Raw genomic sequence first — 25,215 nt, 5'->3', positions numbered from 1 at the left:
GGCCTACAACGGCGCGGGCACGGTCTATCCCGCGACGGCCACCCGGGACACGTTCTTCATCGGCACCAACGAAGGAACGATGGACTCGCTGGCGCAGGCGAACAGGTCCACCGCGAATCTCCTGCTTGAGCAGCCCCGCGAAAGTCCACTCGCGGCGTCCTGTCCATCCTCGGCTCCTGCCTCGCCGCCTCCTGGCGCCCCCTCCTTGCCTCCTCCTCGCCCGCGTGGGGGAGCACGGCGCGACAGGAGGTCCCTGTCGTGCCGCCCATCGCCGACCCCATCGCGTCGACGAGGAGGCTGGGCGAGAATCTGGCGATGCCGATCCTGCCGAAAGAGCGAGACCCCAGGTTGATCACGATTCGTCGTGGCGGGAGCCTGACCGACGAGGACCACCACCTGCTCGCGGAGTGGGCTGCCCTCTGCGCGGAGCACGTCCTGCCCTTCTTCGAGAACGCGCGCCCTGAAGACGCGCGCCCCCGTGACGCCATCGCCGTGGGACGGGCGTGGATCAGGGGCGAAGTGAGAATGCGTGACGCCCACCAAACCGCGTTCGTGGCCAACGCCGCGGCGCGTGGGTTGCCGGACCCGGCCAGGTTCGCGGCTCTCGCGGCAGGCCAGGCGGTGGCCGTCGCCCACGTCGCTGCGCACTACTTGGGCGCGGCGGCGTACGCCCTCCGGGCCGCCGCCGCGTCGGTCGCCGTGGGTAACGCGGAAGGGGCCCGTTTGCAGGAGCTCGGATGGCAGCGGGAACGGCTCCCCGCCACCCTCCGTGAGCTGGTCCTCGAAGACCAGCGGACGCGGAACGACATCTGCTGGGGCGTCTTCACCGGGTGACGCAGGCCCGAGGCTTCACGCATTCGCGGTGCCGGGCCGGGTTGTCGTCGCCGGGGAGCCCGATGAGCCGTCCGGCTCGGTGAGAACGTGCGCCCCCGCCGAACACTGGCCGTGCGCCTGGACGAGGTATTCCGCCTCCACGGCGAATTGGTGGCGCGCGAGCGGCTGACGGTGCGGCGGGCGCAAACACCGGCTCGCGGCGATGCAGGAGGCGACGAGGCCCACCGCAACGAGACCAACGGCGCGGTGCGTGAAATCGTAGGGGCCCGGTGGTGCTGGACTACAACCGGGCCTACGACCCCACTTGCACCTTCTCCGCCTACAGCCTGTGACCGCTGCCGCCGCGCCAGAACCAGCTTCCCTTGCGCGTGCAGGCAAGCGAGAAACGCCCGCAGAGTCAGTGAGCGCCGCGTCTCCCCTTCCGCTGTCGGAGGTCTGATGATGAAGCCCCTGCACCTCGCCGTGCTCCGGATGTTGCCTGCGCTCTGTCTCGCGTGTGCCCACCCGCCCCAGGCGCCCCGCGAGGCGCCGGTTGCTGCACCCGCGCTCACCTACGAGACCTACACCGTCGGAGCAGACGAGCCAGAGTCGATGCTCGTCGCGCTGCACTACTCCGGGTCCACACCCGGGTTCTGGAGACCGCTGATCGAGGACTGGCGCACCCCGACCCGCGTCGTGCTACCGCGCGGCCCGCACCCGCGCAGGGAGGGCTTCACCTGGTTCGCCGCCGGCCACGAGCAGAAGGCGACCGAGGAGAAGACCGCCGACGTGGAGCAGATGGCCGCGCGGCTCGCAGAGCTCATCCGCGAGCTGCGCGCCGCCCACCCCCGCATCCGCCGCGTCGCCGTGACGGGCTTCTCCTACGGCGGAGACCTCGCCTGGGCGCTCGCGCTGCGCCACCCGGAGCAGGTAGACGTCGCGGTGCCCATGGGCTCGCGCTTGCTCGGAGACCCCACGCCCGATGCACCGGCCACGCGGCGCGTGTGGGTGCTGCAAGGCGAAGTCGACCCCATCACCACTGCCCCGCAGACCGCGGCGCGCGTGGACGCACTGAAGGCAGCTGGTATCCCTATCGACGTGAAGGTCTACCCCGACCTCGGCCACGACTTTTCACCGCAGCTCATCGAAGACTGGCGCACCTTCCTGCAGCAACAGCTGCGCACGGAGGCGCAGCAATGACGTGGACCCTGATTGGCGAAGCCGCTTCTCCCTGGTCCGAAAAGGCCCGCTGGGCGCTGGACCACCACCGCCTCGCGTATGCGTACCGCGAGCACTACCCGCTCATCGGCGAACTCTCGCTGCGGCTGCGGGCGCGGCGACTGAAGGGCCGTGTGAGCACGCCCATGCTGCTCACGCCCGAGGGGCCGCTCATCGACTCCTTCCACATCGCCCGCTACGCGGACGCGCACGGCAGCGCGCACACGCTCTTTCCGGCCGAGCATGCCGAGGAGATCGCCGCCTGGAACGCCCGCAGCGAGGCCGCGCTCGGCGCGGCGCGGGTGCGATACCTCGACCGGCTCGCGAACGACCGCGCCGCGAAGCTGGAGCAGCAACCACCCGCCTTCCCTGGCTTCGTGCGCCAGCTCTCGGTGCCCGCGGTGGACTTCGCCATGGCCTTCCTGCGTAGGAAGTACGGGATGCCGGACAGCAAGGCGGCGGAGGCCACGCTGGTATTCGAGCTGGAAGCGCTGCAGCGTGCGCTCGCGGGCGGCAAGCGCCACCTCGTCGCGAACCGCCTCACCTACGCGGACCTCGCGATGGCGGTGACGCTGCAGTTCGTGTCACCCGTGGACGGCGGGCACCTCGCGGTAGGCCCCGCCACGCGCGCTGCGGGCGTCCACCCGCAGCTGTGCACGCGCTATCCGGACATCGTCGCCTGGCGCGACGCGCTCTACGCGCGGCACCGGCGCAGCGAGCAGCCCGCCGAGCCCGTCCGGGAGTAGCGTGCCTACGCCCACCTTCAGCGTCCGGCGTCGAAGCCCCCGAGCACGCCGGCCACGTTGAGGCCGAGGTCCTCCACCGCGTAGCCGCCCTCCCGCACGAACACCGTGGGCAGCCGCAGCTGCGCGAGGCGCCCGCCCATGAGGGGGAAGTGCTCGCGCTCGAGCGCGAAGGTGGTGATGGGGTCTCCCACGTAGGTGTCCACGCCCAGCGACACCACCAGCGCATCCGGGCCGAAGCGGGCCACGGCGTCCAGCGCGGAGTCGAGCGCGGCGCTGTACTGCGCCCAGGTGGTTCCGCGCGACAGCGGAAAGTTGTGGGTGAAGCCCTCGCCGGCGCCGGCCCCGAGCTCGTCGGCGTAGCCGAGGAAGTTGAGGTACTCCGTCTCCGACGTGCCGTGCAGCGAGACGACGAGCACGTCGGCGTGCTCCCAGAAGATGTCCTGGGTGCCGTTGCCGTGGTGGTAGTCCACGTCCAGCACCGCCACGCGACGCGCGCGGCCGCGCTCGCGCGGGTGCTGCGCCGTCAGCGCCGCGTTGTTAACGATGGCGTGACGTGCTCAGCCGGGTACTCGCCCGCCGGGAGGTCCAGCTTCAACACGAAGCCGAGCACGTCCGCATGGAACGCGAGGGCCTTGGCCTGCTCGTCCACGAGCACGCTGCTCAGCGTCACCTTCATCGCCACCTCGGGGTGGTGGGATTGCCCTTCTCTCATCAACCGGAAAGTGGCGCCGCGTCAGCCGCTGCCTCTAGGGTTCCCCGCACCTGCTTCCCTAGGACCCTCACCATGACGCTCACGACCGCCCTGCTCCTGCTCACCCTCGGCGCTGCACCAGCCCAGCCCGCCGCGAAGAAGTTCGAGTTCGACAGGCACTACCTCGTCCTACTCGAGCGCGTGCCTGGCGCCAAGAAGCTGCCGGAGGCCGAGCTGGCGCAGCTACAGAAAGAGCACCTCGCGCACCTCACGCGCATGGGGGAGAGCGGCAAGATGGTGCTCGCGGGCCCCTTCGACGAGCAGGACGACGTGGGCATGCGCGGCGCGTGCATCTACCGCACCGCCACCAAGGCGGAGGCGAAGCAGCTCGCCGAGCAAGACCCGATGGTAAAGGCGGGCCGGCTGAAGGTGCAGGTCATGGCCTGGTACACGGAGAAGGGCTACCTGGCGTTCCCCCAAGCCCCACCCGTCGAGGATGCCAAGGACGTGGCGAAGGACGCGGGCAAGTAGCGCCCACACAGGCGGGCCACCTCAGCCCTGCCCCCGCTGCACTCGCGGTGTCCTCTCCTTCCTCGGCCCCTGCCCCGCCCCGGAGTGCCATGCTCGCATCCTCCGCTTCCGCTTCGGGAAGCGCCTGACCCCAGAGCGGAATCCGGGCAGAATGGCGCGCATGCACATGAGCGCCCTGTTGATGGTGGCACTGCTCGCGGCTCCTGCCCAGCCGCTCAAGTGGAAGGTGACAGGAGCGGACGTCACGTTCGAGATGTCCGCGAAGGACCTACGCGCCCTGCGCGATGGCAAGGAGGTGTTCGGCCTGCAGTCACGCCAGGCAGACTTCCTCTCCAACTTCAAGGCCGAGGAGGGCACCAACACGTTCGGCTGGGAGGGCTCCCAGTCCATCAAGGTACTGTCGGTGGTGGGCCCCTGGGTGAGCTACGAGAATTCGGACTCGGGCTTCACCGGGGGCGCGCACCCGTACGCGAGCACGTCCTACGTGACCGAGGACGTGACGAAGCCCAAGGGTGCCTTCTCGCTGCTGAGCGTGTTTCCCGAGAAGGACGTGGTCGCGGCGCTCAAGGCGGACCGCTTCATCCGCAAGCACATCCATGATGAGGCGGCGTTCAAGAGCGCCAGGACGGTGGAGGCGCTGATGCAGAGCCTGGAGCCCGGCGAGGACTGCGTGGGCTTCGACTCCGGTGGGCTCGAGTCCGTGAAGCGCTCGGTCGCGTTCCACCACATCGAGGGCAACAAGGTCGCCGTGCGCATCTCGTTCGGCTACGCCGCCGAGGCGTGCCGGGGGCGGAGCTTCGTGGTGGGCGTGCTGTTGACCATCCCCGCGGAACTGCGGCCAGCGATCAAGCGCGCGGCCCAGCGGGAAGAGGGCTTCCTGATGAAGGATGCGAAGGCGGTGAAGGCCCCTTCCGTGCATTTCACGTGGGAGTCGCCCGAACCGAAGCAGGAGTGAGTGAGTCGGGAGAGCCCCCTCGCGCCAGCCCTCGGCGTGGCAATCCAGGTCCCTGGCGAAATCCCGACACGGCCAGTAGGAGCACCGCTGCAAGGGGCTCCTCGGCGGGTCAGAAGCGGAGCTGCTCCAGGCCCGCACGCATGTCCGCGACGTCAAGGTGGCCGTAGACGCCAGCCGTAACGGTGGGCGAGGAGTGCCCGAGGATGCGCTGCACCACCGCCAACGGCGCACGTCAGCCTTGGGAGCGTGCTCGACGTGTCCACAGCAGCGGCACTTGTGGACCCACCCTCTCGACAAGCTGGGCACGATTCATCGCTGAGCAGAGCAGCGGCGGCAAGGTCCACGTTCGGGAGTGCATCGAGCCATCCGGGCGAGGGAACACCAGCCCCGAGGGGCTCGCTCGCATCTCCTGGACGAGGGAGGGCCGCAGTTCGTGGTGCCCGCCTCCCAACTCCTCGTGACGAGGCATTCCCCCAGCTCAAGGTCTACGTCCCCCTTCTGGAGAGCCACGAGTTCGCCCCGCCTCATTCCGGTATCGACGGCCGTGGCGCACAGGCACCGCCACTCGGGAGGGACCTGGACAAGCACGGGCGCCACCTCCTCGGCCTTGAGATAGGACGTGGCATCGCATCAGGCGGGTGGTGTGCCCTTCGTCGGCCGGCCGTAGAGTCTCCGGAGCTCATCCTTGGCTTGCTCGAGGGCCTGCCGCCTTTCCGGCGTCAGGCCGCGGCCCGCTCGGTTTTCGAAAAACGTGAGCATCGACATGGCGGACTGAAAGGGTGAAGCCTTCCGCCGGCTGCTTTGTTCCGCCGAGCGTTTCAGTGAGCGGGCCATGTCTTTCGGGTCCCGCGTGAAGACTCCCTCTTCGAGGTCGAGCGCGTTGCTTCGCTCCGTCACGTCGCGGGACCATCGGCGTTCCTGCTGGCCTTCACCCGGCTCGCGCTGGTGACGCGCTGGTCTCGGGGCTTGTTGAGACGGCGGAGTGGGCATCCCGCGCGTTTCCGGTGACTTCGGACCGCGGCCCGCGACCTCTGCCTGGGTCGGGCGTGCCCGCCGGGATGTTCCCTTGCTTGTGCTCACGTCCAAGGACTCCGGAATGCGGTGTCGCCTCGGAGTACACGAGCCGCGCGGCCCGTGGCCTCCAAGCAGACGATGCGAGGTGGGTTGGCTGATATCGCCGGGCCCTGGACGTTGCATCCCTCGGCCCGGCACCGGCCGGCCACACCCCGTCTGTCGTGACGCTGTTCATGGCGTGAGGCGTCGACAGGCTCGAAGTTCCACGCGGCGCTGGAGCGGCCGACTCACGAGGGCCTTCGGAAGCGGCTGCCTGACTCGTTGGCCCGCTCACTCAATGCGGTTCACGCCTCGCGAGGAGCCCACGCCAGCGGCCGTCGCGAGCAGTTGGCGCACGTGCGGGGCCTCCCTCTTCTGGGACCCGCTCGACACGCGCATGCACGACTGGCTCGGCATCGCGATGGGCGCCTTCGAGGGCCCCACGAACACGACGGTGAAAATGCACATCTTCATCGAAGAGAAGGGCGACTCCTACGAAATCACCGATGGCTTGCCGCAGCATGAGAGGTGATTGTTTTTGTCACTTCTCTGCCGAGCGCATACCGCGAATCGATCGCTTCACCGCCGACCGGACGCGGCGCGCTCGCGATCGACTGGGGCGAGCAGCCCCACGACCGCGAGCGCGCGTAGCGCCAGGGCGCTTACGGGGTCGGCGGCATAATCTCGCGTGCCGAGGGGTAGGCAAAGTCGACCCGCCGCCAGCCGTCCACGCGGAACGTCGTCTCCCAGCCGGCCCATGTGGCCGCCCGATTGTAGTGACCGGTGCTCTCGCCGTCGCGGTCGTGCCATTCGGTGAAGAGGCGGAACTCGTTACGCGGCGTTCCGGAGGCGTCGAAGGGATTGGTGTCGAGGAACAGCAGGTTCCGGGTGCCACCCTCGACCAGATACGAGACCACCTTCACGCCGAGCCAGCGGCCTTCCTGCAACTGATAGTCGAAGTGGGGCGTGAGCGAGAGGTGGTCGTAGGTCGGGTGGTCGAGCTCGCGGTAGGCCTGGGGCGAGGCGCCTCCGAACGGGACGTCCATGCCGACGCAGCTCGAGCGCGCGACTTCGGGCTTCGTGTGCTGGCCGCCGCGCATCTTCCAGGACATGGAGTGGTGCGTGCCGTTGTCCTCGTGGACGCGCACGTAGACGGTGGCCTCGAAGTTCAGGAGATCGTCGGGGCTGCCGATGAAGCCGTTCTCGAGGGCGCCGTCACGCCAGGTGAAGGACTGCTCGCCGCCGCCGGGACGGAGGTGGAGCCGCACCGTCTTTCCGGCGGGCTTGCCGCTCGCGTACGTGACGCGGTGGCCGGTGGTCGACCAATAGGGGACGCCGGATTCGAGGCCGGGCGTGGCCTCGTCGCCTTCCATGTCGAAGAATGGCTCGGAGTCGGTGGGGTCGCCGTCGCCGAGGTGGAAGCTGCTGCCGGAGGGCTCGGAGGGGAACAGCATCCCCACCCCGTTCGGACCGACCTCCGCCACGGGAGCGGGAGCAGTGGCCGGGGCGGCGAGCGCCGGAGCGGCGGTGCCAATGACAAGCGCGGAGATGAACGAAGCTCTGAAGAAGTTTGGGAGCGTCATGGGCGGTGCGAACCGCGTGCGGTGACGAGATCATCCCGAACGGGGTGCGGCGGAGCGTGCGGATAGGCAAGCACGCGGCTCTATGCGCAGAGCCCGTTCGACTGACCTCCCGGGGGCGTGCGTGCTCCGTACAGCCGACGAGCCGAGCTTCTCACTCAGGGGCCACCGCGACGAGGTGGGCGCGAAAGCGCTGGTTCGCTGCCCCGGGCCCCTCGCCATCCCAACCCTCAGGAGTCCCTACTTGTCGACCCAGTCGCTTGAGCGATCCAACTTCCGTCCCTCCTCCGAGCAGCGCAACGCCAGCCGAAGCGCGCGCGCCGCACTTCTTCTTGCTGCCGTCATGCACCTGGCGACGGCCAGCACGGCGTTCGCCGCGCCTTCGGGTGCGAACAAGAGCCCCGCCAAGGTCGACATCCAGACGGTCGAAGTCAAGATGAAGAGCATCACCAAGAAGTTCGAGAGGTCGGACTGGAAGGACCCCAACATTCTCGACGAGATCGCGAAGATGCTCGATGACGTCGAGACCCGCATCGCTCGCATCAAGGAGAGGGACAAGGACTGGGACACCTCGAGCTTCGAGACGTTCTTCTCGGAGTCCACCGCGAAGTGGAAGAAGGCGAGCGAGGAGGTGAACGCGGCCCACGGCGAGATGCAGCTCGACCTGGAGCGCCGCGCCCGGTTCACGACCATCGGTGATCGCCACGGCGCCGCCATCCAGGCTGGGCTCATGGCCCGCGACGGACAGGTGCGAGGCGCGCTCGGGCATGTCCGGGAGGACATGGGGGCGATCCTCGCGCTCTCCGCCCTCGCCAAGGAGTGCGAAGACCGCCAGTACCCGACGATTCAGAAGTACTACGAGGACGAAGGGCGTGCGAAGCAGCCGAAGGTGGTCTGCGAGCTCGCCGGGAACCATCAGAAGATTGCCGAAACATACGTGTCGCTCGCGGCGAAGGCGCGCCTCGAGGATCAGCTCAAGGTCGACCAGGAGGCGCTCACCGCGCTCGAGCAGGATGGCGCGCTCTCCAACGCCTGGCTCGCGCGCGTCAAGGAGCCCGCCGCGCACGCCAAGCAGGTCGCCAGCGAGTTCGCCGAGCTCACCGCCTCGGCGAGCGTGACCATCGGCGCCGATCACTTCAAGCCGCTCGAGGCCCAGGCGAAGAAGTTCAAGGAGGTACTGACCGCCGCGGGCCGGGTTGATCGCTTCCCCAAGGCCTGGTCGACGAACGACGCGAAGCTCAATGGCTCGGTCTCCAGGCAGGTCAAGTCCTTCGGCGGTACGCTGGTGAAGCTCCGCACCTCCGGCACGACGATGGTCGAGAAGAACGCCCTCGGCATCCCGCTCGCGCAGTCGACCCGTGGCGCGGCGCTCGTGCGCGTCGCGAGCGACGGCGGGTTCTGCCGGCTCTACGACGACGTAGGCTTCTCGGGGACCTACAAGGGTGGAGGGGCCTATGCCCCGCTCTCCTACGCCTCGGGGATCGAAGATGAGTTCAAGGTGACGGTCTGCTCGAAGTAGCGAGCACACCAACGACGCCCGTCGATGCGGTCCGGCTCCTCGAACCGGACCGCTCGCCGTCGTCTCGCCGCGCACGAGCGCCGCGCCCCCGGCCGCCACGAACATGCCCCGGCCGAAGACGGGATTGAAGGCGCACACGGCGGCACCGACGATGCCCCTCTTCTCCGGGAAGCGCGCGAGGCGCTCGTAATGCCTCGCCAGGTGGCGTCAGAGCGGGCATTTCATGGCGAGGGCCTGACGCGTGCCTTCCCGGTGGGAGGCCTAATCGATGACGATTTCGCAGTCAGGGAGGCAGTACTGGACGTTGATGAGCGTGCGCGTGCCCGTCATGTTGGACTGACAAGCGGCGTACTGCGTCGAGGGCTTCCCGGGCTTGCGGGTGGTACCGCACTTCATCGTACAGGCCTGCACGTTCTCGACCCAGTAGATGAGGTCTCCGTTCGGGCAATGCGGCGGAACGCCCAGGCCCTGCTCGACGGTGGCGGGCGCCTCGCCCTCGGGGACATCCAGGGAGGCGTCTCCGCCTCCGCAAGCGATGAGGGAGAGGGAGAGCGCGGCGGCCCATGAGGCGGCGAGGCGGGAGACATTCATGCAAGGCTCCTTTCGGATGGGGAAGCCCGGGATGATGAATCACCCCTTCCTCGCGCTGAAGCACGCACCAGGTGTGGCGCGCCTTGGGTGGCCCCATCCGTTGTTCTGAGGTGTCCTCCAGGCCCGGGGGGCGCGCGGGAGATGTCACCCCCGCGGTGGGCGCCGAAGCATCGGATTTCCTCCGGGGGCTGCCCTCCAGGGCAGTTCGCTCCCGCCACCGGGTGGCTCACCGTCAGCAGGTTTCGGGCAGGCGAGGAGTGGGCACATGCGCGTCGGGTTCTGGTGAGTCCTGGCGGGCCTGGGGGTGGCGGGCCTGGGGTGCGGTGATGCCGTGGATTCGGCGGCAGTGGATGCGGTGAAGGAGACCTCGGAGGTGCCAGTGCAGGCCCTGGCCCGCGCGCCACCGGGCGCCGTCTACAAGGTGAAGGACGTCCTGCCGCCGAGTGCGCCGGTGCCATCTAACGCCTTGCCGGTCCCCGACTGGCTGACCTCTGACACGCGAGGCGACGCGCTGTGGGCCATTCCCGCCACCGTGGCCTTGTCCCACGCAGGAAGTCCCCGCCCGCTGATGCACCGCGATGTGCGAGGCTGGGGCCATGTCCCCCGAGGTCCTCGCGCTCCTGCTCCAGAACCGCCAGCGCTTCCTCGCCTTCCTGACACCCCACGTCGGGAGCGCCGAGGCGGCGGAGGAGGTGCTCCAGGCCGCGCTGCTCAAGAGCGTGGAGCGCGGGAGCACCCTGCGTGAGGAGGAGCGAGCGGTGGCCTGGTTCTACCGCCTGCTTCGCAACGCGCTCATCGACCGCTACCGGCACGAGCAGCGTCAAGGGCGCGCCCTGCGGGCCTTCGCCGAGGAGAGCCCCCTGTCCACCGAGGACGCAGCCGAACTGGAGCGGACCGTCTGCGCCTGTGTCTCCACGCTCACCACCACCCTGAAACCGGAGTACTCCGACGCGCTCCAGCGGGTGGACCTGGACGGGCAGACCCTGGCGGAGTTCGCGGAGGCGGCCGGTATCACCCACACCAACGCGAAGGTGCGCCTCCACCGGGCCCGGCAGGCGCTGGGCCGGAGACTGGAGCAGGCGTGCGGAACCACTTGCTGCCGCAAGGGCTGCGTGGACTGCCCCTGCGAGGAGGCGGGCGGACTGTAACCGGGGGCCCAGGCGCGTCGTCAGGAGGGAGAACTGGAACGAAGGAGCCGTTCTCCATGGCGGGACACTCGCACTCCCACTCGCACTCTCACGGACACGGGCACGCGCACGCCGCGCCCGACTCGCACAGCCGGGCCTTCATGCTCGGCATCGGTCTCAACCTGGCCTTCGTCGGCATCGAAGCCACGTATGGCATCCTGTCCGGCTCGCTCGCCCTGCTGGCGGATGCGGGGCACAACCTGAGTGACGTGCTGGGGCTCGTCCTCGCCTGGGGCGCGAGCGTCCTGGGCCGGCGCAAGGCGACGGAGCGCCATACCTACGGCTTCCGGAGCGCCACCATCCTGGCCGCGCTGCTCAACGCCTTGCTGCTGCTGGTCGCGGTGGGCGGCATGGGCTGGGAGGCGGTGCGACGGCTGGGGCAGCCCACCACCGTGTCCAGCTTCACCATCATGTCGGTGGCGGGCGTGGGCATCGTCGTCAACGCGGCCACGGCGCTGCTCTTCTGGAAGGGCCGCGAGCGCGACCTCAACATCCGAGGCGCCTTCCTCCACCTGGCCGCTGACGCGGCCGTGTCGCTGGGCGTCGTCCTGGCGGGTCTCCTCATCTACTACACGGGTTGGGCGTGGCTGGACCCGGTGGTGACGCTGGCCATCGCGGGCCTCATCTTCGTGGGGACGTGGGGGCTGCTCAAGGACTCCGTCAACCTCGCGCTCCAGGCGGTGCCGGGCCACATCGACGTGCGTCAGGTGCGCGAGCGGCTCGCACAGACTCCAGGGGTGTCCGAGGTCCATGACCTGCACGTCTGGGCCATGAGCACCACCGAGGCCGCGCTCACCGCGCACCTCGTCATGAGGGAGCCGCGGCTGGACGACGCCTTCCTCGACGACGTAAAGCGGCGGCTCCATGACGAGTTCGGCATCGAGCACATCACGCTCCAGGTGGAGGAGGGGGCGCTCACGGGTTGCTGCCAGCTCGCGTTCGAGCCTGCCTGACGCGGCGGCCCGGAGCCGGCCGTGGTGCCCACGGGCGTGAAGCTCCGGCCTCTGCGTGGAGCGGAGGCCGGGGGGACAGGACGCGCCCGGCCCCGGCTCCATTGGGTGCTCAGGCGCGCCGGGTGCCGTGCTTCACGGGGCACGTCTTGGGGAAGGTGCCCAGCGAGTCAGCGGTGTAGCCATTCGGGTCGCTGCGGATGTTGGGGCGCTGCCGGCCGTAGAGGGGCTCCTCGCGGGGCGACAGCGCGTAGCGCACGAAGGCGCCGCGGGCCTTGAGCGCCATGCGGGTCACCGTGAGGCTGAGCCGGGACGGGTGGGCGTAGTGGAACGCGTCGAGCAGCGCGTTCTCCAGCAGCGAACGGGCGAACAGGTGGACCAGTCGCTTGGGCGCGAGGTTCGAGGGAGGAAAGGTGGTGAGCAGCTCCAGCGTGACGTCCGCCACCGCCTTGCTGCGTGCGTCGAACGCGAAGTCCGCGGCCTCATGGTCATCCAGGAGCGTGGCGAAGGCCTCGTAGGTCTCTGGGATGTCCCGGATGCCCATGTGGCGGTCCATGGCGCGGTGGTAGTTCACGCAGGCCGTCACCTCGTGGGGGGTGAGCGAGCGCCAGCCGAAGTCCGCGAGCCAGCGCACGGGCGTCACCACGAAGGTGGAGAGCACGTAGCGCATGTCATCACTGGAGATGTCGTAGGCGCATAGCGCATACGACGAATAGGGACTCAGTTGAGGGTGGCGGGCAGGAGCAGAGGGGACGAGGAGGGCAGCTGACGGGGGGCGTCCGAGCTGTGTGCCAGGCCGGTGGAGAGGCCGCGCAGCCCCCTTGGGGTACACCCCTGTCCAGGCCGCCCTCCCACGAGGGGCGCCGCAGGGGCCTGGGCCTGTTGGCGATGGATTGAGCCTCAACACCACGCGGCCTGGGCTGGCCCTCGCGCCGGGGCCAGCCTTTCACTCGCCGTGGGCAGTCCCAGTTGCTCCAGAATCGTTCGCACCCCTCCCGCCTCCTTCTCGTACGCCAGCACCCGCCGCCTGCATCCACACCTCACGCAGGTGCATACGTCGAAGTCCAAGGTCCTCCTCAGCAGTTCTGCCCACTCCACACGCGCCGTCCTCTCCCTCTTCGGCTCCTTCCTGGCCACTGCCTGGGGTGCCACCCTCGCCTCCTCACCTCCTGCCTGGGAGAACACCACCTACATGGAAAACCACGGCGAGCGAATGCACTACGCCGAGGCACGAGCGCGGGGGCTGCCCATCGGCAGCAGCAACGTCGAGGCAACCTGCAAGTCGCTGGTCGCCCTGCGCATGAAGCGCCCGGGAGCGCGCTGGAAAGAGGAGTCTGGCCAGCACATCCTGGACCTGCGAGCCCTGGTGCTCTCGGAACGATGGGACGCCGCCATGAACCTCACGCTCGCGCCGCAGCGTGCAGAGGTGCAGCGCGCCGCGTGCTCAGGATGGGCGCCAGCCCCTGCGGCACACATTGCCGCTATCACAACCGTTGAAGGAGAGATATTCGGCAAAGCCAATTAATCCTTGCAATCCAACCACGCCTTCACTACAGACATTAGCATGAACATCCTTATGCCATCTTGGACTTGGACCTTCCTAATCATTTTCGCGACTGCGCTCCCAGTAGGTGCTCAGCCGTCCACCACCATCAAGTCTTCAGATTCTGGATTTAGGAGTGGCCAATTCCCATACGAGCATGGGAATCCGACCCAGCAAGGATGGTTTCTTGATATTCTTGGGTCCTCGACAAGTGAGGGGATCAGGGCGGTGGTTAGCTATGCCAATCCGTTCATTCCAAGTCAAAAATTCGATCTATACGAATATCCGGACGGAACATTCGATATCCGGGCTGCGCATGACAATAAATGCCTAGATGTGTTCGGGGGGGCTCTTGGCTCTGGCGCAGTCGTCGTTCAGGCAATCTGTCACGGGGGGATAAATCAGCGTTTTTATTTCCAGTCATACTCCCACTCGGAGTACCCATTTTACTACAATGTAATTCGCACGCTACATAGCGGCGGATGTCTTGGCATTCGCCAAGAGGCCGATGGTCCGCACTACGTGGTACATGAACCCCCCAGTCGCTGCACACTTGTACACACTCGATGGTATTGGCATAGCTCTTATCCCTGGTGAATCATCAAACGGCTCTGGCTCGTGCAGTAAGTGTTTGAGTCGACCCATCCCGACCCGGCACCCGAGCGAGGCCTGAAACTGGTCCGTCGGCATGGTTACGCTGGTGCGTGGAGCGCGACTACCAAGAGATGGACGGCAAAGTCGGCCTGAACCATCTTGAAGGTAGATGCTGGATTTTCCACCACCATGCCACACTTTTATGAATACCTCGCCCTGCGCCGGGCGCATTTCCCAGAAGCCGCACATCGAGCACTGGAGCTGCGGCTCCCGCAACTGGATGCCGACGGGCCCGTCCGCCTCGGGCCCTCTCCGAACCTCACCCCGGCAGTGCAGGAACTGAAGTGTCAAGGACCGGGGCTATGGCTCGCATGAGGTTCGGCCAAGCGGATCGCCCTACTGATCCGTTATGGAGCGGCGATTCGAGCTCGCAGCGCTGATGAGGTCGGTCGGCCAAGAGGATCCGCTGCGTGCTACCGGGTCTCGGAGGCCGAGGGTTTGCGACGCAGGGAGGGAGACGGCTTGCTGAAGCTGTCGCCTTCGATGACGAGGACGTGGGAGTGATGGAGCAGTCGGTCCATGGCGGCGCTGGCCATGAGTGGGGCGCCGAAAAGGGGCGGCAACTCCTCAATGGAGCGGTTGGAAGTGATGACGGTGCTACGGCGCTCGTAGCGCTGACGGACCACCTCGTAGAGGTCCATCGGCTCTTCTTGAGTCAGCCCACGCAGGCCGAGGTCATCGATGATGAGCAAGTCTGGCGAGGTGAAGCGCAGGAGGCGCTTGTCGTAGCTGCCGTCGCCCCGAGCGGCGCGCAGGTGCGTGAGCATTTCATGGGCGCCGACGTAGAGGGCGCTGAAGCAAGCGCGGTGGCCGAGGGCCTGGGCCACGTGGGACTTGCCGACGCCGGTGGGGCCGACGATGAGGACATTGTCGTGGCGCTCAAGGAAGGCGCAGGTGCCCAACTCCACATCATCCCGAGCATCGCTCGCAAGGGCATCGAGTCGAGCCGGCGGCTGGGGCGATACCGCTGGGCTGTGGAGCGCACGCTGGCGTGGCTCCACAACCTCAAGCGGTTGCGTATATGCGAGGAGCGCCGGGATGACATCCACATCGCCCTCCTTCACCTGGGCTGCAGCCTCATCCTGCTGCGGAGGCTTGCCGGGCATTATTGAAAGGAACTCTCAGTTACGTCGCCCATGGCAGCTGCAACGTCGTGAACGCATCTGCCAGCTCCGCGCGGGCTACGCGTAAGACGAATAGGGACTCAGTTGAGGGTGGCGGGCAGGAACTGAGGGGACGAACAAGCAGTCCCTCCTGGCGGCGCTGGCCCCCGAGGGCTACGACCTGCTCGCGGAGCGCGTCGCACGGGCCGTCGCGAGTGAGCCCACCGTGGCGGGCAAGTTGACGGAGATCGCCACCGCGTATATACGCCTGCCCAGGCCGCCTGCGCGGCGAGCCGTGACCTGGTCAGAACACAGCCATGGCCGCCCTGAACGTCAGTCCGAACAGCGCCAGTGACGACAGCACGAAGAGCGCGAAGCGCAGCTCGATCTTGTTGATGAGCGCCTGCACCAAGCTATGCACCACGCGCAGGCCCACATAGCTCCAGGCCAATAGCAGGTTGAGGCCAGTTCCTTCGCCCAGCAGCGCCAGTGCCAGGGTGATGGCGTAGAAGATCGTCGGCTGCTCCATCAGGTGGTTGTAGTTGTCGGCCTTCCAGCGCACCTTGGCCGGCAGCTGGCTCATCTGCTCACCGCGCGGTGCATACGGGTCGGGTTTCATGCTGACCTTGAACATGGCCGGCAAGCGTGTGGCATACATCCATGCCCACATGACCATGGACCAGGACACGAGCGCGACGATGGGAGCGAGAATGGGGCTGTGCATGTTTGCTTCCCTGCCCCATGCCGCGGCACGGCGCAACTCGTGGCTGGCCACCTGAATCCGGCACACTTGCCTCCGGGTACGCGATGGGGCCATTCGGCAGAGGGTGGAGCGCTGGCTGACGACCACTCTTCTCGCGCTCAGGGGTAGCTGACCCGCCTGCAGTGAGACACCTCGCCGAAGGTGCAGGCCGTCGAAGCAATCGAAGTGGCGAAGACATGGACCAGACGACCCGTGGGCCATGTTCGAGGCTGAGCCCGGGCGCACCGGGAGCGGAATAATCCCCGGGAATATCCGGCGCGGGCTCCGTTCCCATCGCTGACAGCCTTCATGACCCCGCCGAGGGCCCTCGCTCCTGCCAGAGCCGGGGCCCGCACGGTTCCCATCGCAGTCCCTGACAGAGGGCGCCCTGGATGCGCCCGGAGACCCGGGAGCCGCGCACACGCGGGTGCTCCATGGGAGGAGTGTGTTTCATGCGTCCGTCGAGCCCGTGGTGTCTCGCAGTTCTCTGCGCACTGGTGGCCTGCGGAGAGGCTACCAAGGGGAAGTTGAACGACGTGGAGACACTGTCGGGGGCCTCGCAGTCCCTCAATGGCGCGTGTGATGACACGCAGCAGGCCTGGGCCTCCGCCGGAGACCCGTCCAACATCTGCGCGGTGCCGTGGCAGTACGGGCTGGACTGCAGCAGGGGCTCGCCTCGGGTCTCCCTGCCGGAGCCGGTGGCGCGCAGCTTCGCACGGAGGTCGTCTCCCAGCTGAAGCTGCTCTTCGAGTTGCACGGGCACCAACTGACGCCCTCGCAGGTGCAGTTCATCCGTGGTCTGTACCTGTCCGACCCGTCCGCCAACACGAACTGCAGCGCGGGCTTCATCCCGCCGTCCACGCCCGGCTGCGGCACGAGCCTGACGGCGCTCACCGCGTCGATGGACCTCTGCGCATAAGACGAATAGGGACTCAGTTGAGGGTGGCGGGCAGGAGCAGAGGGGACGAGGAGGGCCGCTGACGGGGGCGTCCGAGCTGTGTGCCAGGCCGGTGGAGAGGCCGCGCAGCCCCCTTGGGGTACACGCCTGTCCGGGCCCCCCTCCCACGAGGGGCGCGGCAGCGCGTCGCGGTTGATGCTCGCGTCGCCGGTGAGCATGCCCACGTTCTCCGCGCCGAAGGCATCACAGAGCGCGAAGAACTTCTCGTTCACCAGCGCCTTCTAGAGCAGCCACCGATCCGAGTCCGCTGGGAAATCCGACACGCGTGCCTCACGGACGGTCCGGGCCCCGACGAAGGCGCTGGGGCTCGGTCCACCCCACGTCATTGTCCACGCACGCCGGAACGATGTGGCTCGCAAGGGCCGTGTGCCTACCGTTGCGCGACCTTTCAACCAACAAAGGGGCAGTCTGATGTTCCATCCGTGGCGTCTTGCCTTACTCGCTGCCTGGGCCTCGTTATCGGTCGCCCAGGCACAACCAGCCTCCGTGGGACAATGGACCCCCGTCCAGAAGTGGCCGTACTCTGCGGTCCACACCCACGTGCTCCCCACCGGGAAAGTGATGTTCTTCTCCGAGTTCGGGGACGGCGACACCCCCACGCTCTGGGACCCGCAGACCAACGTCCTCACCACGCTGCCCAAGGCGGGCTTCAACATCTTCTGCGCGGGCCACGCCTTCATGCCGGATGGCCGGCTGCTCGTGGCCGGTGGCCACATCACGAATGACTCCGGCCTGCCCTACGCCGCCATCTTCGACCCCTTCAAGCTCACCTGGACGCGGCTGCCGAACATGAACGCCGGCCGCTGGTACCCCACCGTCACCACGCTCCCCAATGGGGACATGCTGGTGATTGGCGGCGCCAAGGAAGACACGACCAAGAACCTGATTCCCCAAGTCTGGCAGACGTCGAAGAACTCCTGGCGCAACCTGACGGGTGCGAGCTTGGAGCTCATGTACTACCCGTGGATGTTCGTGACGAGCACGGGAAAGACGCTCATGGCGGGGTACTGGAAGCCTGCGCGGCACCTCGACACGAATGGCACCGGCTCCTGGACCTCCGGGCCTCGCACCAACTACGCCCGCAGCCGCAACGCGGGCAGCGCGGTGATGTATGACGACGGCAAGGTGCTGCTCACCGGTGGCGACAATCCCCCCACCAACAACGTGGAGGTTCTCGACCTCAACGCCGCGAAGCCCGCCTGGCACACCGTGCGGCCCATGCGCTACGTGCGCCGCCAGCACAACAGCACCGTGCTCCCGGACGGCACGGTGCTCGTCACCGGCGGCCACAGCGGCCCCGGCACCGACAACCCCAACTTCCCCCGCCTGGAGACGGAGCTGTGGAACCCCGTCACCGAGCAGTGGTCGGTGCTGGCGCCCGCGTCGGCCTATCGCGGCTATCACTCCACCACCGTGCTGTTGCCGGACGGACGCGTGCTGTCCGCGGGCAGCCGCTACGTCAAGACGATGCAGGTCTTCTCCCCGCCGTATCTCTTCAATGGCCCGCGCCCCACCATCACCTCCGCGCCCGCGTCCATCGCCTATGGAGAGACCTTCCGCGTCAACACCCCCGAGGCGGCCAGCATCACCATGGCGTCCTGGGTTCGCCTGGGCTCCGTCACCCACGCCTTCGACGAGAACCAGCGATTCATGAAGCTGCGCTTCACCGCCAGCGGCGGGGGGCTCAACGTCGTCGCGCCGCCCAACCCGAACGTGGCGCCGCCCGGCCACTACATGCTGTTCCTGCTCAACGCGAAGAAGGTGCCGTCGGTCGCGAAGATCATCCGCATCGGCGGAGGAGGCACGACGCCGCCCCCGACGGACCCTCCTCCCAACCCCGGCTTCACCGCGGTGGCCTTCGGCTCCGAGTGGAAGTACGACGACCGCAACGTCGACCCGGGCTCCGCCTGGACGTCTTCAGGCTTCAGCGACGCGTCCTGGAAGAAGGGCCCGGCCCAGCTCGGCTATGGCGAGACGGACGAGGCGACGGTGCTGAAGAAGACGACGCCGGCGCAGCCCACCGTCTACTTCCGCCGCAAGTTCACCGTCCACGGAATGGTGGAGCAGGCCACGCTCCAGGTGATTCACGACGATGGCGTGGCTGTGTTCCTCAATGGCACCCAGGTGTTCTCCAAGTATGTCGGCTCTACCGCGCACTCGGCCTATGCCTCCGGCACAGCTTCCGACAACACCTTGAGCCAGACGACCGTCTCCGGCGCCCGCTTCGTGATGGGAGAGAACACGCTGGCCGTCATGGTGAAGCAGGCGAACGCCACCTCCAGTGACCTGTCCTTCGACCTGGAGCTGAAGGTGACCACCGACGGCATGCAGCACGATGCCCTCTTCATGGAGAGCCCCAACGGCGGCGAGACGCTGCGCCCGGGCAACGTCCAGATGCTCCAGTGGATGACCCACGGCGCGGGCGTCGACAACGTCCGGGTGGAGTTCTCGCCCGACGACGGGGCCAACTGGACCCTGGTCGACCAGGGTGTCCCCAACATCGACTTCTATGAGTGGACGGTGCCGAACACCGAGACGTCCAAGGGCGTGCTGCGAATCTCGGACGCCTCGCGTCCGGACATCGACGACCGCACGGACCTGCCCTTCACCATCTCCAGGACGCCCCAATTCCAGGCCATCGCCTTCGGCGAGTACTGGAAGTTCGATGACAGCAACGTGAACCCGGGCATGCAGTGGACGTCGGTCAACTTCGACGACGACGCATGGCGCTCGGGCCCCGCGAAGCTCGGCTATGGGGACGGGGACGAGCACACCGTGCTCAACAAGACAACACCCCTCCAGCCGAGCGTCTACTTCCGCAAGAAGCTCACGCTCGGCGAGGCCATCCGCACCGCCAACCTCCGCGTGCTGCATGACGACGGCGTGGCCATCTGGGTGAACGGGAAGCTCGTCTACTCGCGGTACGTCGACAACGGTCTCGGCCATGGCACCTTCGCCAGCCGCGTGTTGAAGGACGCCGTCATCAGCACGGCCAGGTTCGACGGCTCTGCCTTCGTCGTGGGGGAGAACATCATCGCGGTGATGGTGAAGCAGGCCAACGCGGAGTCGAGCGACGTGGCGTTCGACCTCGAACTGAACCTCGAAGCGAAGTAGCCACCTCTCGGCCCCGGATTTGACTCAGAGCACCTTCACCGCTTTGACCATGTCCGGGGCCAGCTCCTCGTGGGGGAGGATGGAGAACCCCAGCCGCTTGCTGACGCCCACACGCGCCGTCCTCTCCCTCTTCGGCTCCTTCCTGGCCGCTGCCTGGGGGGGCCACCCTCCCCTCCTCACCTCCTGCTTGGGGGAGCTCCTGGCCCACGGGCTCCGTGGAGGGTGACGCCTCCTCGGGAGCGCCACACGCCACCAGCGCCCCCATGAGGACGGTACCCATCGAAGGAACAAAGACACGACGAAGCAAGGGCCCATGTGACACGAATGGCCTCCAAGAGCATCACGTCACGATGGACGGAGTGAGAACGGACACAGGCGCGAAGACGGCGGGAGACGGACGGTCAGCACTTGGGCCTGGCCGGCATTCCCCCCTCCGTACCTGCTCGTTACGAAGTCCCCCCGAAAACGGGTTGATGCCCTGGCCTGCCTACGGGCCCGAAGCCCTCTCTGACGCGTCAACCCCCGTGCCAGCCCATGCCTCCTGACGTGTCAGGCCCACGCTGGCGACAGCGCCTCGAGCCCCATTCCATCCGATGGCAGAGCGGACGCCCTGAGCAGTGAAGACTCTCTCCTCCTGGTCCCTCGCTTGCACTCCCAAGACTCGCAGAGAAGCTCCCGAGCATCCGAAGTCCCCGTTCGAGACAATGGAGAGAGAGCATGAGAGGTCTTTCGCAACTGACCGCGCGTTGTGCTGGATTGTGGGTGTTGGCCGCCGCCCCCGCGTGGGCGCAGCAGCAGGAAGAGGTCTGGCTCGACACCCGGAGCGCCGCTCCCGTGATGAGCCAGATGGTGCTGAAGCAGGGATGGCCGCATCTCGTCACCATGCAGGGCACCTTCAACGTGTGGGGGAACAACATCGTCCCGGGCCCGCAGTCAGGCCAGCCCGAGCCCGCGCCGATGTTCCCAAGCCCGGGCGTCACCAACCGCAACGTCGGCTTCGACCCGGAGTTCGTCTTCGCGGGCGTGAAGCCCCCGGCGGCCGCTCCACTCAAGGCAAGCTCCATCCAGCTCAGCCTCGACGGAGGAAAGACGTGGGCGCATCCGGCCTCCACGGCGGCCTTCAACGCGGCCGAGCACAAGTATGGCTATGAGGTGATGGGCGGGGAGTCCGCGCTGCAGGTGCGCATCGCCGACAAGCCCGTCACCGACAACTCCGGGCGCTTGAAGATTGTTGTGGTGCCCGCCGAGGAGCTGTGGCTGAACACCCGGAGCGCCGCCCCCGTTCCCAGCAAGCAGGTGCTCCAGAAGGGCAAGCCCTACCGTGTCACGATGCAGGGCACCTTCAACGTGTGGGGGAACAACATCGTCCCAGGCCCGCAGTCCGGTCAACCCGAGCCCGCGCCGATGTTCCCGAGCCCGGGCGTCACCAATCGCAACGTCGGCTTCGACCCGGAGTTCGTCTTCGCGGGCGTGAAGCCCCCGGCGGCCGCTCCGCTCAGGGCGAGCGCCGTCCAGGTCAGCCTCGACGGAGGAAAGACCTGGAAGCACCCGGCATCCACGGCGGACTTCAACGCGGCCGAGCACAAGTACACCTACGACCTGACGGGAGAGGACGCACCCCTGCAGGTGCGCTTCGCGGACGCGCCTGTCAACGACAACTCCGGGCTCGTGCGAATTCTCGTGCTGCCCGGAGCCTGATGCGCCCGCTCCAGGAATGACGCGAAGCCGCCCGGATAACTCAAGGGCGGCTTCGCGGCGAATCGGGCGAGCGCCCTACGCCCCCTGGCCCAGGTCGAAGTCGAGCCCTGACAATACTGCGTCAGCCAATTCCCATCCCCGCTGACCGTGATGGAAACAGGCCCCCATACCACGCTTCCGCAGGTTGCGAGCCCCCGCCAACCCGCCCCACCGCGGCTCATGACCGATGGGGGCCTGGTTCGAATCCAGGCGGGCTCACTTCCCTCCGCGCCTGGGAAGTCTTTCCTGAGGTGTCTAGCGACTGAGCGAACTTCACTCGCAGCCGAAGAGAAAGATACGTCCAGTATGGAGTCATCCAGACCGGTATGGTTGTTGATACTCAGCCAGCGACTACAGTGCGCGCCATGCACGCCTCCTGGAAGCGCAACACAGCCCTGTTCCTGGGCAGCCAGGCCCTCTCCTTACTCGGCTCCTCCCTGGTGCAGTACGCGCTCCTGTGGCAGGTGACGCTGCAGACACGCTCGAGCGTCATGATGACGCTCTACATCGTGGCCGGCTTCCTGCCCACGTTCCTCCTCTCGCCTTTCGCGGGCGTCTGGGCCGACCGGTACGACCGCCGCAAGCTCATCGTCCTCGCCGATGCGATGATTGCGCTGGTGACCCTGGCGCTGGCCGTGGTGTTCACCTTGCGCGGCACGGAGTTGTGGCTCTTCTTCCTGGCCGCGGCGATCCGCTCCGTGGGGACGGCCGTTCAACAGCCGGCGGTCGGCGCGCTGCTGCCGCAGTTGGTGCCCGAGGACCAGCTGATGCGGGTCAACAGCATCCAGGGCACCCTCCACTCGGTCAACATGTTGGGGGCACCCGCGCTCGCTGGCTTCCTCATGTCCGTGGCCCCCCTGCAGGTGCTCTTCTACATCGACGTGGTGACAGCGGCCCTGGCCATCACCCTGGTGACGATCTTCGTCCAGGTAGAGCCGCGCCCCCGCGCGCCGGAGCAGGAGGGGGCCTCGCAGCTGACGGAGATCCAAGACGGCTTCCGCTACATCCGCGGCCACGCGCACCTGGTGCCGTTCTTCGGCTACCTGGGATTCATCATGGTCCTCATCACTCCGGCCGCATTCCTCACGCCGCTGCAGACGGCGCGAAGCTTCGGGGACGAGGTGTGGAGGCTGTCGGCCATCGAAATGGTCTTCTCGGTGGGAATGATGTTGGGGGGCGCCGCGCTCGCGGCGTGGGGCGGCTTCAACAGCCGCATGCGGACGATGGTCGCATCCAACCTCATCATGGGTGCGTGCACCGTGGCCCTCGGCGTGGTGCCTCACTTCGGGGTGTACCTGGCGGCCATGGGGATCTTCGGCGTGGCGCTGCCGCTCTACAACACGCCCGCCATGGTGATGCTCCAGGAGCGCGTGGAGCCGGCCTACCTGGGCCGCGTCATCAGCGTGATGACCATGCTCTCCACCTCGCTGATGCCACTGTCCATGCTGCTCTTCGGGCCCCTGGCAGAAGTGGTCTCCATCGAGCGGCTCCTGCAGGTCACCGGCGTGCTGGTGATCCTTCTCGGACTGCTCACGCCGCTACACCGTCGGCTGATGTCCTTCGGTGAGCCCAAAATCCCCCCAGTTCAATCCCAGGAACTGGCCAGCTGAGGGTGTGAGGGGCACCACATGGGGGAGGCCGCCGCAAGGGCCTGCCCCGAAGAACTTCTGTCAGCAGCGCGGCGCGACCTCCATGGGCACCGCGTCGCGCGAAGAGGAAGCGGGCGCCACCTGGAAGTCACTGGGGCCGTGCCGCTTCGAGAGGCTCGACGGCTCCAGCAGCGCCTCCGCCCGGGCGCGCGTCCGCTCAATGCACACCGCCATCAGTCGCCCCAGTTCCACCTGGGGCAGGACGCCGTTTCGCGCGAGGAAATCCTCGTCGACGCCCGGGATGCGAGGGAGCGCGGGCGTCTGCTGCGACTCCAGCGCCAAGAGGGCCTCGCGCAACGCGTCCTTTGCACTCCGGCCACCCCGCTTCAGGGCGAACGCGATGACGTCCCAGGCCAGTTCGGCGTGCCGCCCCTCGTCCTCGGAGATGACCGACAAGGTCTCCCGCACGACAGGGTCTGAGGCCCGCCTGGCGCCTTCGCCGGCGACCAGGGAGGCCATCCCCTCGGCAAGACATCCATCCAACAGCGAACCGCGCACGAGCCGGGCCCAGGTGTCTCCTGAATCCATCGGGGAAGGCGGCGTACTTCCCTGTCCAAGCTCCGGAATCGTTCCCGCCGTCCAGCCCACTCCCGAGTAGGCGTTGGCGAGCGCGAAGCACCGCCTGGCATGACGAATCTCATCCAGCGCCGCCAGGTGACAGTCCTCCAGGAGCTCCGAGGGCGCCCCCAACGCGGAGAGCTTGAGTGACAACTTCGAGAAGGCGGGAACGGACGCATGCTCCAGGCCCGCTGAGTACATCCAGACCTCCCCGAGCACCGTTCGCTGCCAGGGTGTGAGTCCCGAAACATCCGGAACGGCGTCATCCGCCCAGCCCGCCCCCAGCGCCCGGCGAGCCACGCGCGTTCGTCCACGCAGGCGAAGGACCCTCCCCTTCGAAAAGTTGGTGGAGCTGATCAGGTGGGCGAGCCAAACCAGGGCCCCCACCGTCACAGCGGTGCCGAGTGCCATGATGCCCCCGAGGACCCTCATGACCCGGGGCTGGTGCTTCTGGAGCATGAGGACGAGTCCGCCCACGAAAGCCCCCACGATCAGGAGGGCAACGAGAATCACGGTCACTGCAGCCATGGCCAACCCCTTCGAGAGTCCGCGGCGACGTGCCTCGGTCTCACGAGTGTCGTCGGCAATGCACCGAGAATGCCAGCGCCGTTGGCCCTTCCGAGAAGCCCCGGGCGTGCAATGGGTGGCGCGGTCGCAGCACACCTGTGCACGCCGCTACACGGTGGACAAGGGCCGGTCGGCCGCACGCAGGGGTCGCCGTCGACCACTCTTCGCATGCGCGCCCCTGCAGCGCGCTGGGGTGAGTCCCAGGGGAGACTGCTCGACTCACGTCCAATGAGCACACACGCCCATCACTCAACCGTCGGCGCACAATCCAGAGCCGCGCCCAAACAAGGCTCGGCATACACCACCTCGGCATATTGGGTGCGCGCCCCGGCATGCGCCGCCAGGCGGCGACACTCACAATAGGTTTCTCCAACCCATGTCGTGAAGGTCGCGTCGCTGTAGCAATGATACAGAGCGATCTCCAGGCAGCAGAAATCAGTATCCGCGCTCTCGACCTGGGGGCGGCTGACTTCTCTGCCTCAGAAACGCGCTCACCAGGTCCCAATCAACACTACTCAACACTCGCCTTGAGAGCCACTCCCCCTTCACGCCTTGCGATGGCAGCCGCCCCAGTCGGAAGGGCTGCGGCGGAATCAACCCGTCCACCCAACGGGTTCACGCTCCATGCAGACACCCGCGCTTAAACGTTCTTGCCTGACTTGAACCACACCAAAGATTGACACAATGCATTCGTCGCTCGCAATCTCGGCCCGTCGCTATCATTGGCGACCCGGAGTGCGCCTGGGCATGAACGAG

The 25,215-nt window shown here is 67.3% G+C and carries 23 protein-coding genes and 2 pseudogenes; 16 read left to right on the top strand and 9 right to left on the bottom strand.

What is annotated here, in order from left to right:
- Positions 1 to 258 precede the first annotated feature (258 nt).
- The 3 genes from FMP39_RS07070 (at position 259) to FMP39_RS07060 (ending at position 2,777) form a co-directional block, all read left to right on the top strand.
- Positions 259 to 834 (top strand): putative immunity protein, encoded by a 576-nt coding sequence (locus FMP39_RS07070; RefSeq protein WP_228557741.1) that lies wholly within the window; start codon positions 259 to 261, stop codon positions 832 to 834.
- Positions 835 to 1,272: 438 nt separating this feature from the next.
- The gene (locus FMP39_RS07065; protein ID WP_141589208.1) at positions 1,273 to 2,013 is read left to right on the top strand and encodes an alpha/beta hydrolase; all 741 of its coding nucleotides are present in this window, start codon (positions 1,273 to 1,275) and stop codon (positions 2,011 to 2,013) included.
- Positions 2,010 to 2,777: a glutathione S-transferase N-terminal domain-containing protein gene (locus FMP39_RS07060; protein ID WP_141589207.1), complete on the top strand. Its 768-nt coding sequence runs from the start codon at positions 2,010 to 2,012 to the stop codon at positions 2,775 to 2,777. The genes FMP39_RS07065 and FMP39_RS07060 overlap by 4 nt, the downstream gene beginning before the upstream one ends.
- Positions 2,778 to 2,794: 17 nt before the next feature.
- Here the strand turns inward: FMP39_RS07060 and FMP39_RS07055 are convergent, their stop codons facing one another.
- Both FMP39_RS07055 and FMP39_RS07050 read right to left on the bottom strand, forming a co-directional pair.
- On the bottom strand, positions 2,795 to 3,262 hold the full coding sequence (locus FMP39_RS07055) for a hypothetical protein (protein WP_255508461.1): 468 nt from the start codon (positions 3,260 to 3,262) through the stop codon (positions 2,795 to 2,797).
- Between the two features lie 38 nt (positions 3,263 to 3,300).
- Complete coding sequence (locus FMP39_RS07050) at positions 3,301 to 3,489, bottom strand: hypothetical protein (RefSeq protein WP_141589206.1); 189 nt, start codon at positions 3,487 to 3,489, stop codon at positions 3,301 to 3,303.
- A gap of 72 nt (positions 3,490 to 3,561) precedes the next feature.
- Between FMP39_RS07050 and FMP39_RS07045 the strand changes: the two genes are divergently transcribed.
- Together FMP39_RS07045 and FMP39_RS07040 are read left to right on the top strand one after the other, a co-directional pair.
- Complete coding sequence (locus FMP39_RS07045; RefSeq protein WP_141589205.1) at positions 3,562 to 3,999, top strand: YciI family protein; 438 nt, start codon at positions 3,562 to 3,564, stop codon at positions 3,997 to 3,999.
- 166 nt (positions 4,000 to 4,165) lie between these two features.
- Positions 4,166 to 4,954, top strand: coding sequence for a DUF4163 domain-containing protein (locus tag FMP39_RS07040; RefSeq protein WP_228557740.1), 789 nt, complete (start codon positions 4,166 to 4,168; stop codon positions 4,952 to 4,954).
- Positions 4,955 to 5,584: 630 nt separating this feature from the next.
- On the opposite strand, the gene FMP39_RS07030 is transcribed toward FMP39_RS07040, so the two are convergent.
- Positions 5,585 to 5,944, bottom strand: coding sequence for a DUF3175 domain-containing protein (locus FMP39_RS07030; protein WP_141589202.1), 360 nt, complete (start codon positions 5,942 to 5,944; stop codon positions 5,585 to 5,587).
- A gap of 361 nt (positions 5,945 to 6,305) precedes the next feature.
- Here FMP39_RS07030 and FMP39_RS07025 point away from each other — a divergent pair, with 361 nt between their 5' ends.
- Positions 6,306 to 6,539 carry a GFA family protein gene (locus tag FMP39_RS07025; RefSeq protein WP_141589201.1) on the top strand — a complete coding sequence of 78 codons (234 nt, stop codon included), beginning with the start codon at positions 6,306 to 6,308 and terminating at the stop codon, positions 6,537 to 6,539.
- Positions 6,540 to 6,669: 130 nt separating this feature from the next.
- Here FMP39_RS07025 and FMP39_RS07020 read toward each other — a convergent pair whose 3' ends face one another.
- The gene (locus FMP39_RS07020; RefSeq protein ID WP_141589200.1) at positions 6,670 to 7,590 is read right to left on the bottom strand and encodes a hypothetical protein; all 921 of its coding nucleotides are present in this window, start codon (positions 7,588 to 7,590) and stop codon (positions 6,670 to 6,672) included.
- A 241-nt stretch (positions 7,591 to 7,831) separates the two neighbouring features.
- Between FMP39_RS07020 and FMP39_RS07015 the strand changes: the two genes are divergently transcribed.
- Positions 7,832 to 9,106, top strand: coding sequence for a hypothetical protein (locus FMP39_RS07015; protein ID WP_228557739.1), 1,275 nt, complete (start codon positions 7,832 to 7,834; stop codon positions 9,104 to 9,106).
- Between the two features lie 261 nt (positions 9,107 to 9,367).
- Here FMP39_RS07015 and FMP39_RS07010 read toward each other — a convergent pair whose 3' ends face one another.
- A complete protein-coding gene (locus tag FMP39_RS07010; RefSeq protein WP_141589199.1) occupies positions 9,368 to 9,697 on the bottom strand; it encodes a hypothetical protein in 330 nt (109 codons plus the stop codon).
- 596 nt (positions 9,698 to 10,293) lie between these two features.
- Here FMP39_RS07010 and FMP39_RS07005 point away from each other — a divergent pair.
- Together FMP39_RS07005 and FMP39_RS07000 are read left to right on the top strand one after the other, a co-directional pair.
- Positions 10,294 to 10,845 carry an RNA polymerase sigma factor gene (locus tag FMP39_RS07005; RefSeq protein WP_228557738.1) on the top strand — a complete coding sequence of 184 codons (552 nt, stop codon included), beginning with the start codon at positions 10,294 to 10,296 and terminating at the stop codon, positions 10,843 to 10,845.
- 56 nt (positions 10,846 to 10,901) lie between these two features.
- Positions 10,902 to 11,837, top strand: a complete 936-nt coding sequence (locus FMP39_RS07000) for a cation diffusion facilitator family transporter (protein WP_141589197.1) — start codon at positions 10,902 to 10,904, stop codon at positions 11,835 to 11,837.
- A gap of 109 nt (positions 11,838 to 11,946) precedes the next feature.
- Here the strand turns inward: FMP39_RS07000 and FMP39_RS06995 are convergent, their stop codons facing one another.
- On the bottom strand, positions 11,947 to 12,504 hold the full coding sequence (locus tag FMP39_RS06995; protein WP_141589196.1) for an oxygenase MpaB family protein: 558 nt from the start codon (positions 12,502 to 12,504) through the stop codon (positions 11,947 to 11,949).
- Positions 12,505 to 13,020: 516 nt separating this feature from the next.
- Here FMP39_RS06995 and FMP39_RS06990 point away from each other — a divergent pair.
- Positions 13,021 to 13,275: pseudogene (locus FMP39_RS06990) on the top strand (ISKra4 family transposase); the annotation flags it as partial.
- A gap of 123 nt (positions 13,276 to 13,398) precedes the next feature.
- A complete protein-coding gene (locus tag FMP39_RS38650; protein ID WP_141589194.1) occupies positions 13,399 to 13,974 on the top strand; it encodes an RICIN domain-containing protein in 576 nt (191 codons plus the stop codon).
- A 470-nt stretch (positions 13,975 to 14,444) separates the two neighbouring features.
- Here the strand turns inward: FMP39_RS38650 and FMP39_RS37345 are convergent, their stop codons facing one another.
- Entirely contained in the window at positions 14,445 to 14,939 is a 495-nt protein-coding gene (locus FMP39_RS37345) for an ATP-binding protein (protein WP_228557737.1), read from the bottom strand.
- Between FMP39_RS37345 and FMP39_RS06975 the strand changes: the two are divergent.
- Positions 14,940 to 15,143 (top strand): annotated as a pseudogene (locus tag FMP39_RS06975) (transposase); the annotation flags it as partial.
- Positions 15,144 to 15,438: 295 nt separating this feature from the next.
- Here FMP39_RS06975 and FMP39_RS06970 read toward each other — a convergent pair.
- Positions 15,439 to 15,858 carry an MAPEG family protein gene (locus FMP39_RS06970; protein WP_141589192.1) on the bottom strand — a complete coding sequence of 140 codons (420 nt, stop codon included), beginning with the start codon at positions 15,856 to 15,858 and terminating at the stop codon, positions 15,439 to 15,441.
- A 658-nt stretch (positions 15,859 to 16,516) separates the two neighbouring features.
- On the opposite strand from FMP39_RS06970, the gene FMP39_RS06965 reads away from it, so the two are divergent.
- From FMP39_RS06965 to FMP39_RS06950, 4 genes are all read left to right on the top strand, one after another.
- Complete coding sequence (locus FMP39_RS06965; protein ID WP_141589191.1) at positions 16,517 to 16,795, top strand: hypothetical protein; 279 nt, start codon at positions 16,517 to 16,519, stop codon at positions 16,793 to 16,795.
- Between the two features lie 600 nt (positions 16,796 to 17,395).
- A complete protein-coding gene (locus tag FMP39_RS06960; protein WP_141589190.1) occupies positions 17,396 to 19,948 on the top strand; it encodes a galactose oxidase-like domain-containing protein in 2,553 nt (850 codons plus the stop codon).
- A gap of 717 nt (positions 19,949 to 20,665) precedes the next feature.
- Positions 20,666 to 21,646 (top strand): hypothetical protein, encoded by a 981-nt coding sequence (locus tag FMP39_RS06955; protein ID WP_141589189.1) that lies wholly within the window; start codon positions 20,666 to 20,668, stop codon positions 21,644 to 21,646.
- A gap of 404 nt (positions 21,647 to 22,050) precedes the next feature.
- Positions 22,051 to 23,295 carry an MFS transporter gene (locus FMP39_RS06950; RefSeq protein ID WP_141589188.1) on the top strand — a complete coding sequence of 415 codons (1,245 nt, stop codon included), beginning with the start codon at positions 22,051 to 22,053 and terminating at the stop codon, positions 23,293 to 23,295.
- Between the two features lie 60 nt (positions 23,296 to 23,355).
- Here FMP39_RS06950 and FMP39_RS06945 read toward each other — a convergent pair whose 3' ends face one another.
- On the bottom strand, positions 23,356 to 24,192 hold the full coding sequence (locus tag FMP39_RS06945; RefSeq protein WP_194858272.1) for a ferritin-like domain-containing protein: 837 nt from the start codon (positions 24,190 to 24,192) through the stop codon (positions 23,356 to 23,358).
- Positions 24,193 to 25,215: the final 1,023 nt, after the last annotated feature.

The sequence above is a fragment of the Myxococcus sp. AB056 genome, assembly GCF_006547365.1.
In the GTDB taxonomy this organism is placed as follows: Bacteria; Myxococcota; Myxococcia; order Myxococcales; family Myxococcaceae; genus Myxococcus; species Myxococcus virescens.
Note: the sequence above shows the minus strand (reverse complement) of the source record. Positions and strands in the feature narration are given on the sequence as shown.

Excerpts from the sequence above, each read along its gene's own strand:
- FMP39_RS07010 (WP_141589199.1), bottom strand. The coding sequence starts at position 9,697 with ATGAATGTCTCCCGCCTCGCCGCCTCATGGGCCGCCGCGCTCTCCCTC.
- FMP39_RS07000 (WP_141589197.1), top strand. The coding sequence starts at position 10,902 with ATGGCGGGACACTCGCACTCCCACTCGCACTCTCACGGACACGGGCAC.
- FMP39_RS07005 (WP_228557738.1), top strand. The coding sequence starts at position 10,294 with ATGTCCCCCGAGGTCCTCGCGCTCCTGCTCCAGAACCGCCAGCGCTTC.
- FMP39_RS07025 (WP_141589201.1), top strand. The coding sequence starts at position 6,306 with ATGCGGTTCACGCCTCGCGAGGAGCCCACGCCAGCGGCCGTCGCGAGC.
- FMP39_RS07065 (WP_141589208.1), top strand. The coding sequence starts at position 1,273 with ATGATGAAGCCCCTGCACCTCGCCGTGCTCCGGATGTTGCCTGCGCTC.
- FMP39_RS06950 (WP_141589188.1), top strand. The coding sequence starts at position 22,051 with ATGCACGCCTCCTGGAAGCGCAACACAGCCCTGTTCCTGGGCAGCCAG.
- FMP39_RS07040 (WP_228557740.1), top strand. The coding sequence starts at position 4,166 with ATGAGCGCCCTGTTGATGGTGGCACTGCTCGCGGCTCCTGCCCAGCCG.
- FMP39_RS07060 (WP_141589207.1), top strand. The coding sequence starts at position 2,010 with ATGACGTGGACCCTGATTGGCGAAGCCGCTTCTCCCTGGTCCGAAAAG.
- FMP39_RS06955 (WP_141589189.1), top strand. The coding sequence starts at position 20,666 with ATGAGAGGTCTTTCGCAACTGACCGCGCGTTGTGCTGGATTGTGGGTG.
- FMP39_RS07020 (WP_141589200.1), bottom strand. The coding sequence starts at position 7,590 with ATGACGCTCCCAAACTTCTTCAGAGCTTCGTTCATCTCCGCGCTTGTC.
- FMP39_RS07045 (WP_141589205.1), top strand. The coding sequence starts at position 3,562 with ATGACGCTCACGACCGCCCTGCTCCTGCTCACCCTCGGCGCTGCACCA.
- FMP39_RS06960 (WP_141589190.1), top strand. The coding sequence starts at position 17,396 with ATGTTCTTCTCCGAGTTCGGGGACGGCGACACCCCCACGCTCTGGGAC.
- FMP39_RS07050 (WP_141589206.1), bottom strand. The coding sequence starts at position 3,489 with ATGAGAGAAGGGCAATCCCACCACCCCGAGGTGGCGATGAAGGTGACG.
- FMP39_RS06970 (WP_141589192.1), bottom strand. The coding sequence starts at position 15,858 with ATGCACAGCCCCATTCTCGCTCCCATCGTCGCGCTCGTGTCCTGGTCC.
- FMP39_RS06995 (WP_141589196.1), bottom strand. The coding sequence starts at position 12,504 with ATGCGCTACGTGCTCTCCACCTTCGTGGTGACGCCCGTGCGCTGGCTC.
- FMP39_RS38650 (WP_141589194.1), top strand. The coding sequence starts at position 13,399 with ATGAACATCCTTATGCCATCTTGGACTTGGACCTTCCTAATCATTTTC.
- FMP39_RS07030 (WP_141589202.1), bottom strand. The coding sequence starts at position 5,944 with ATGCCCACTCCGCCGTCTCAACAAGCCCCGAGACCAGCGCGTCACCAG.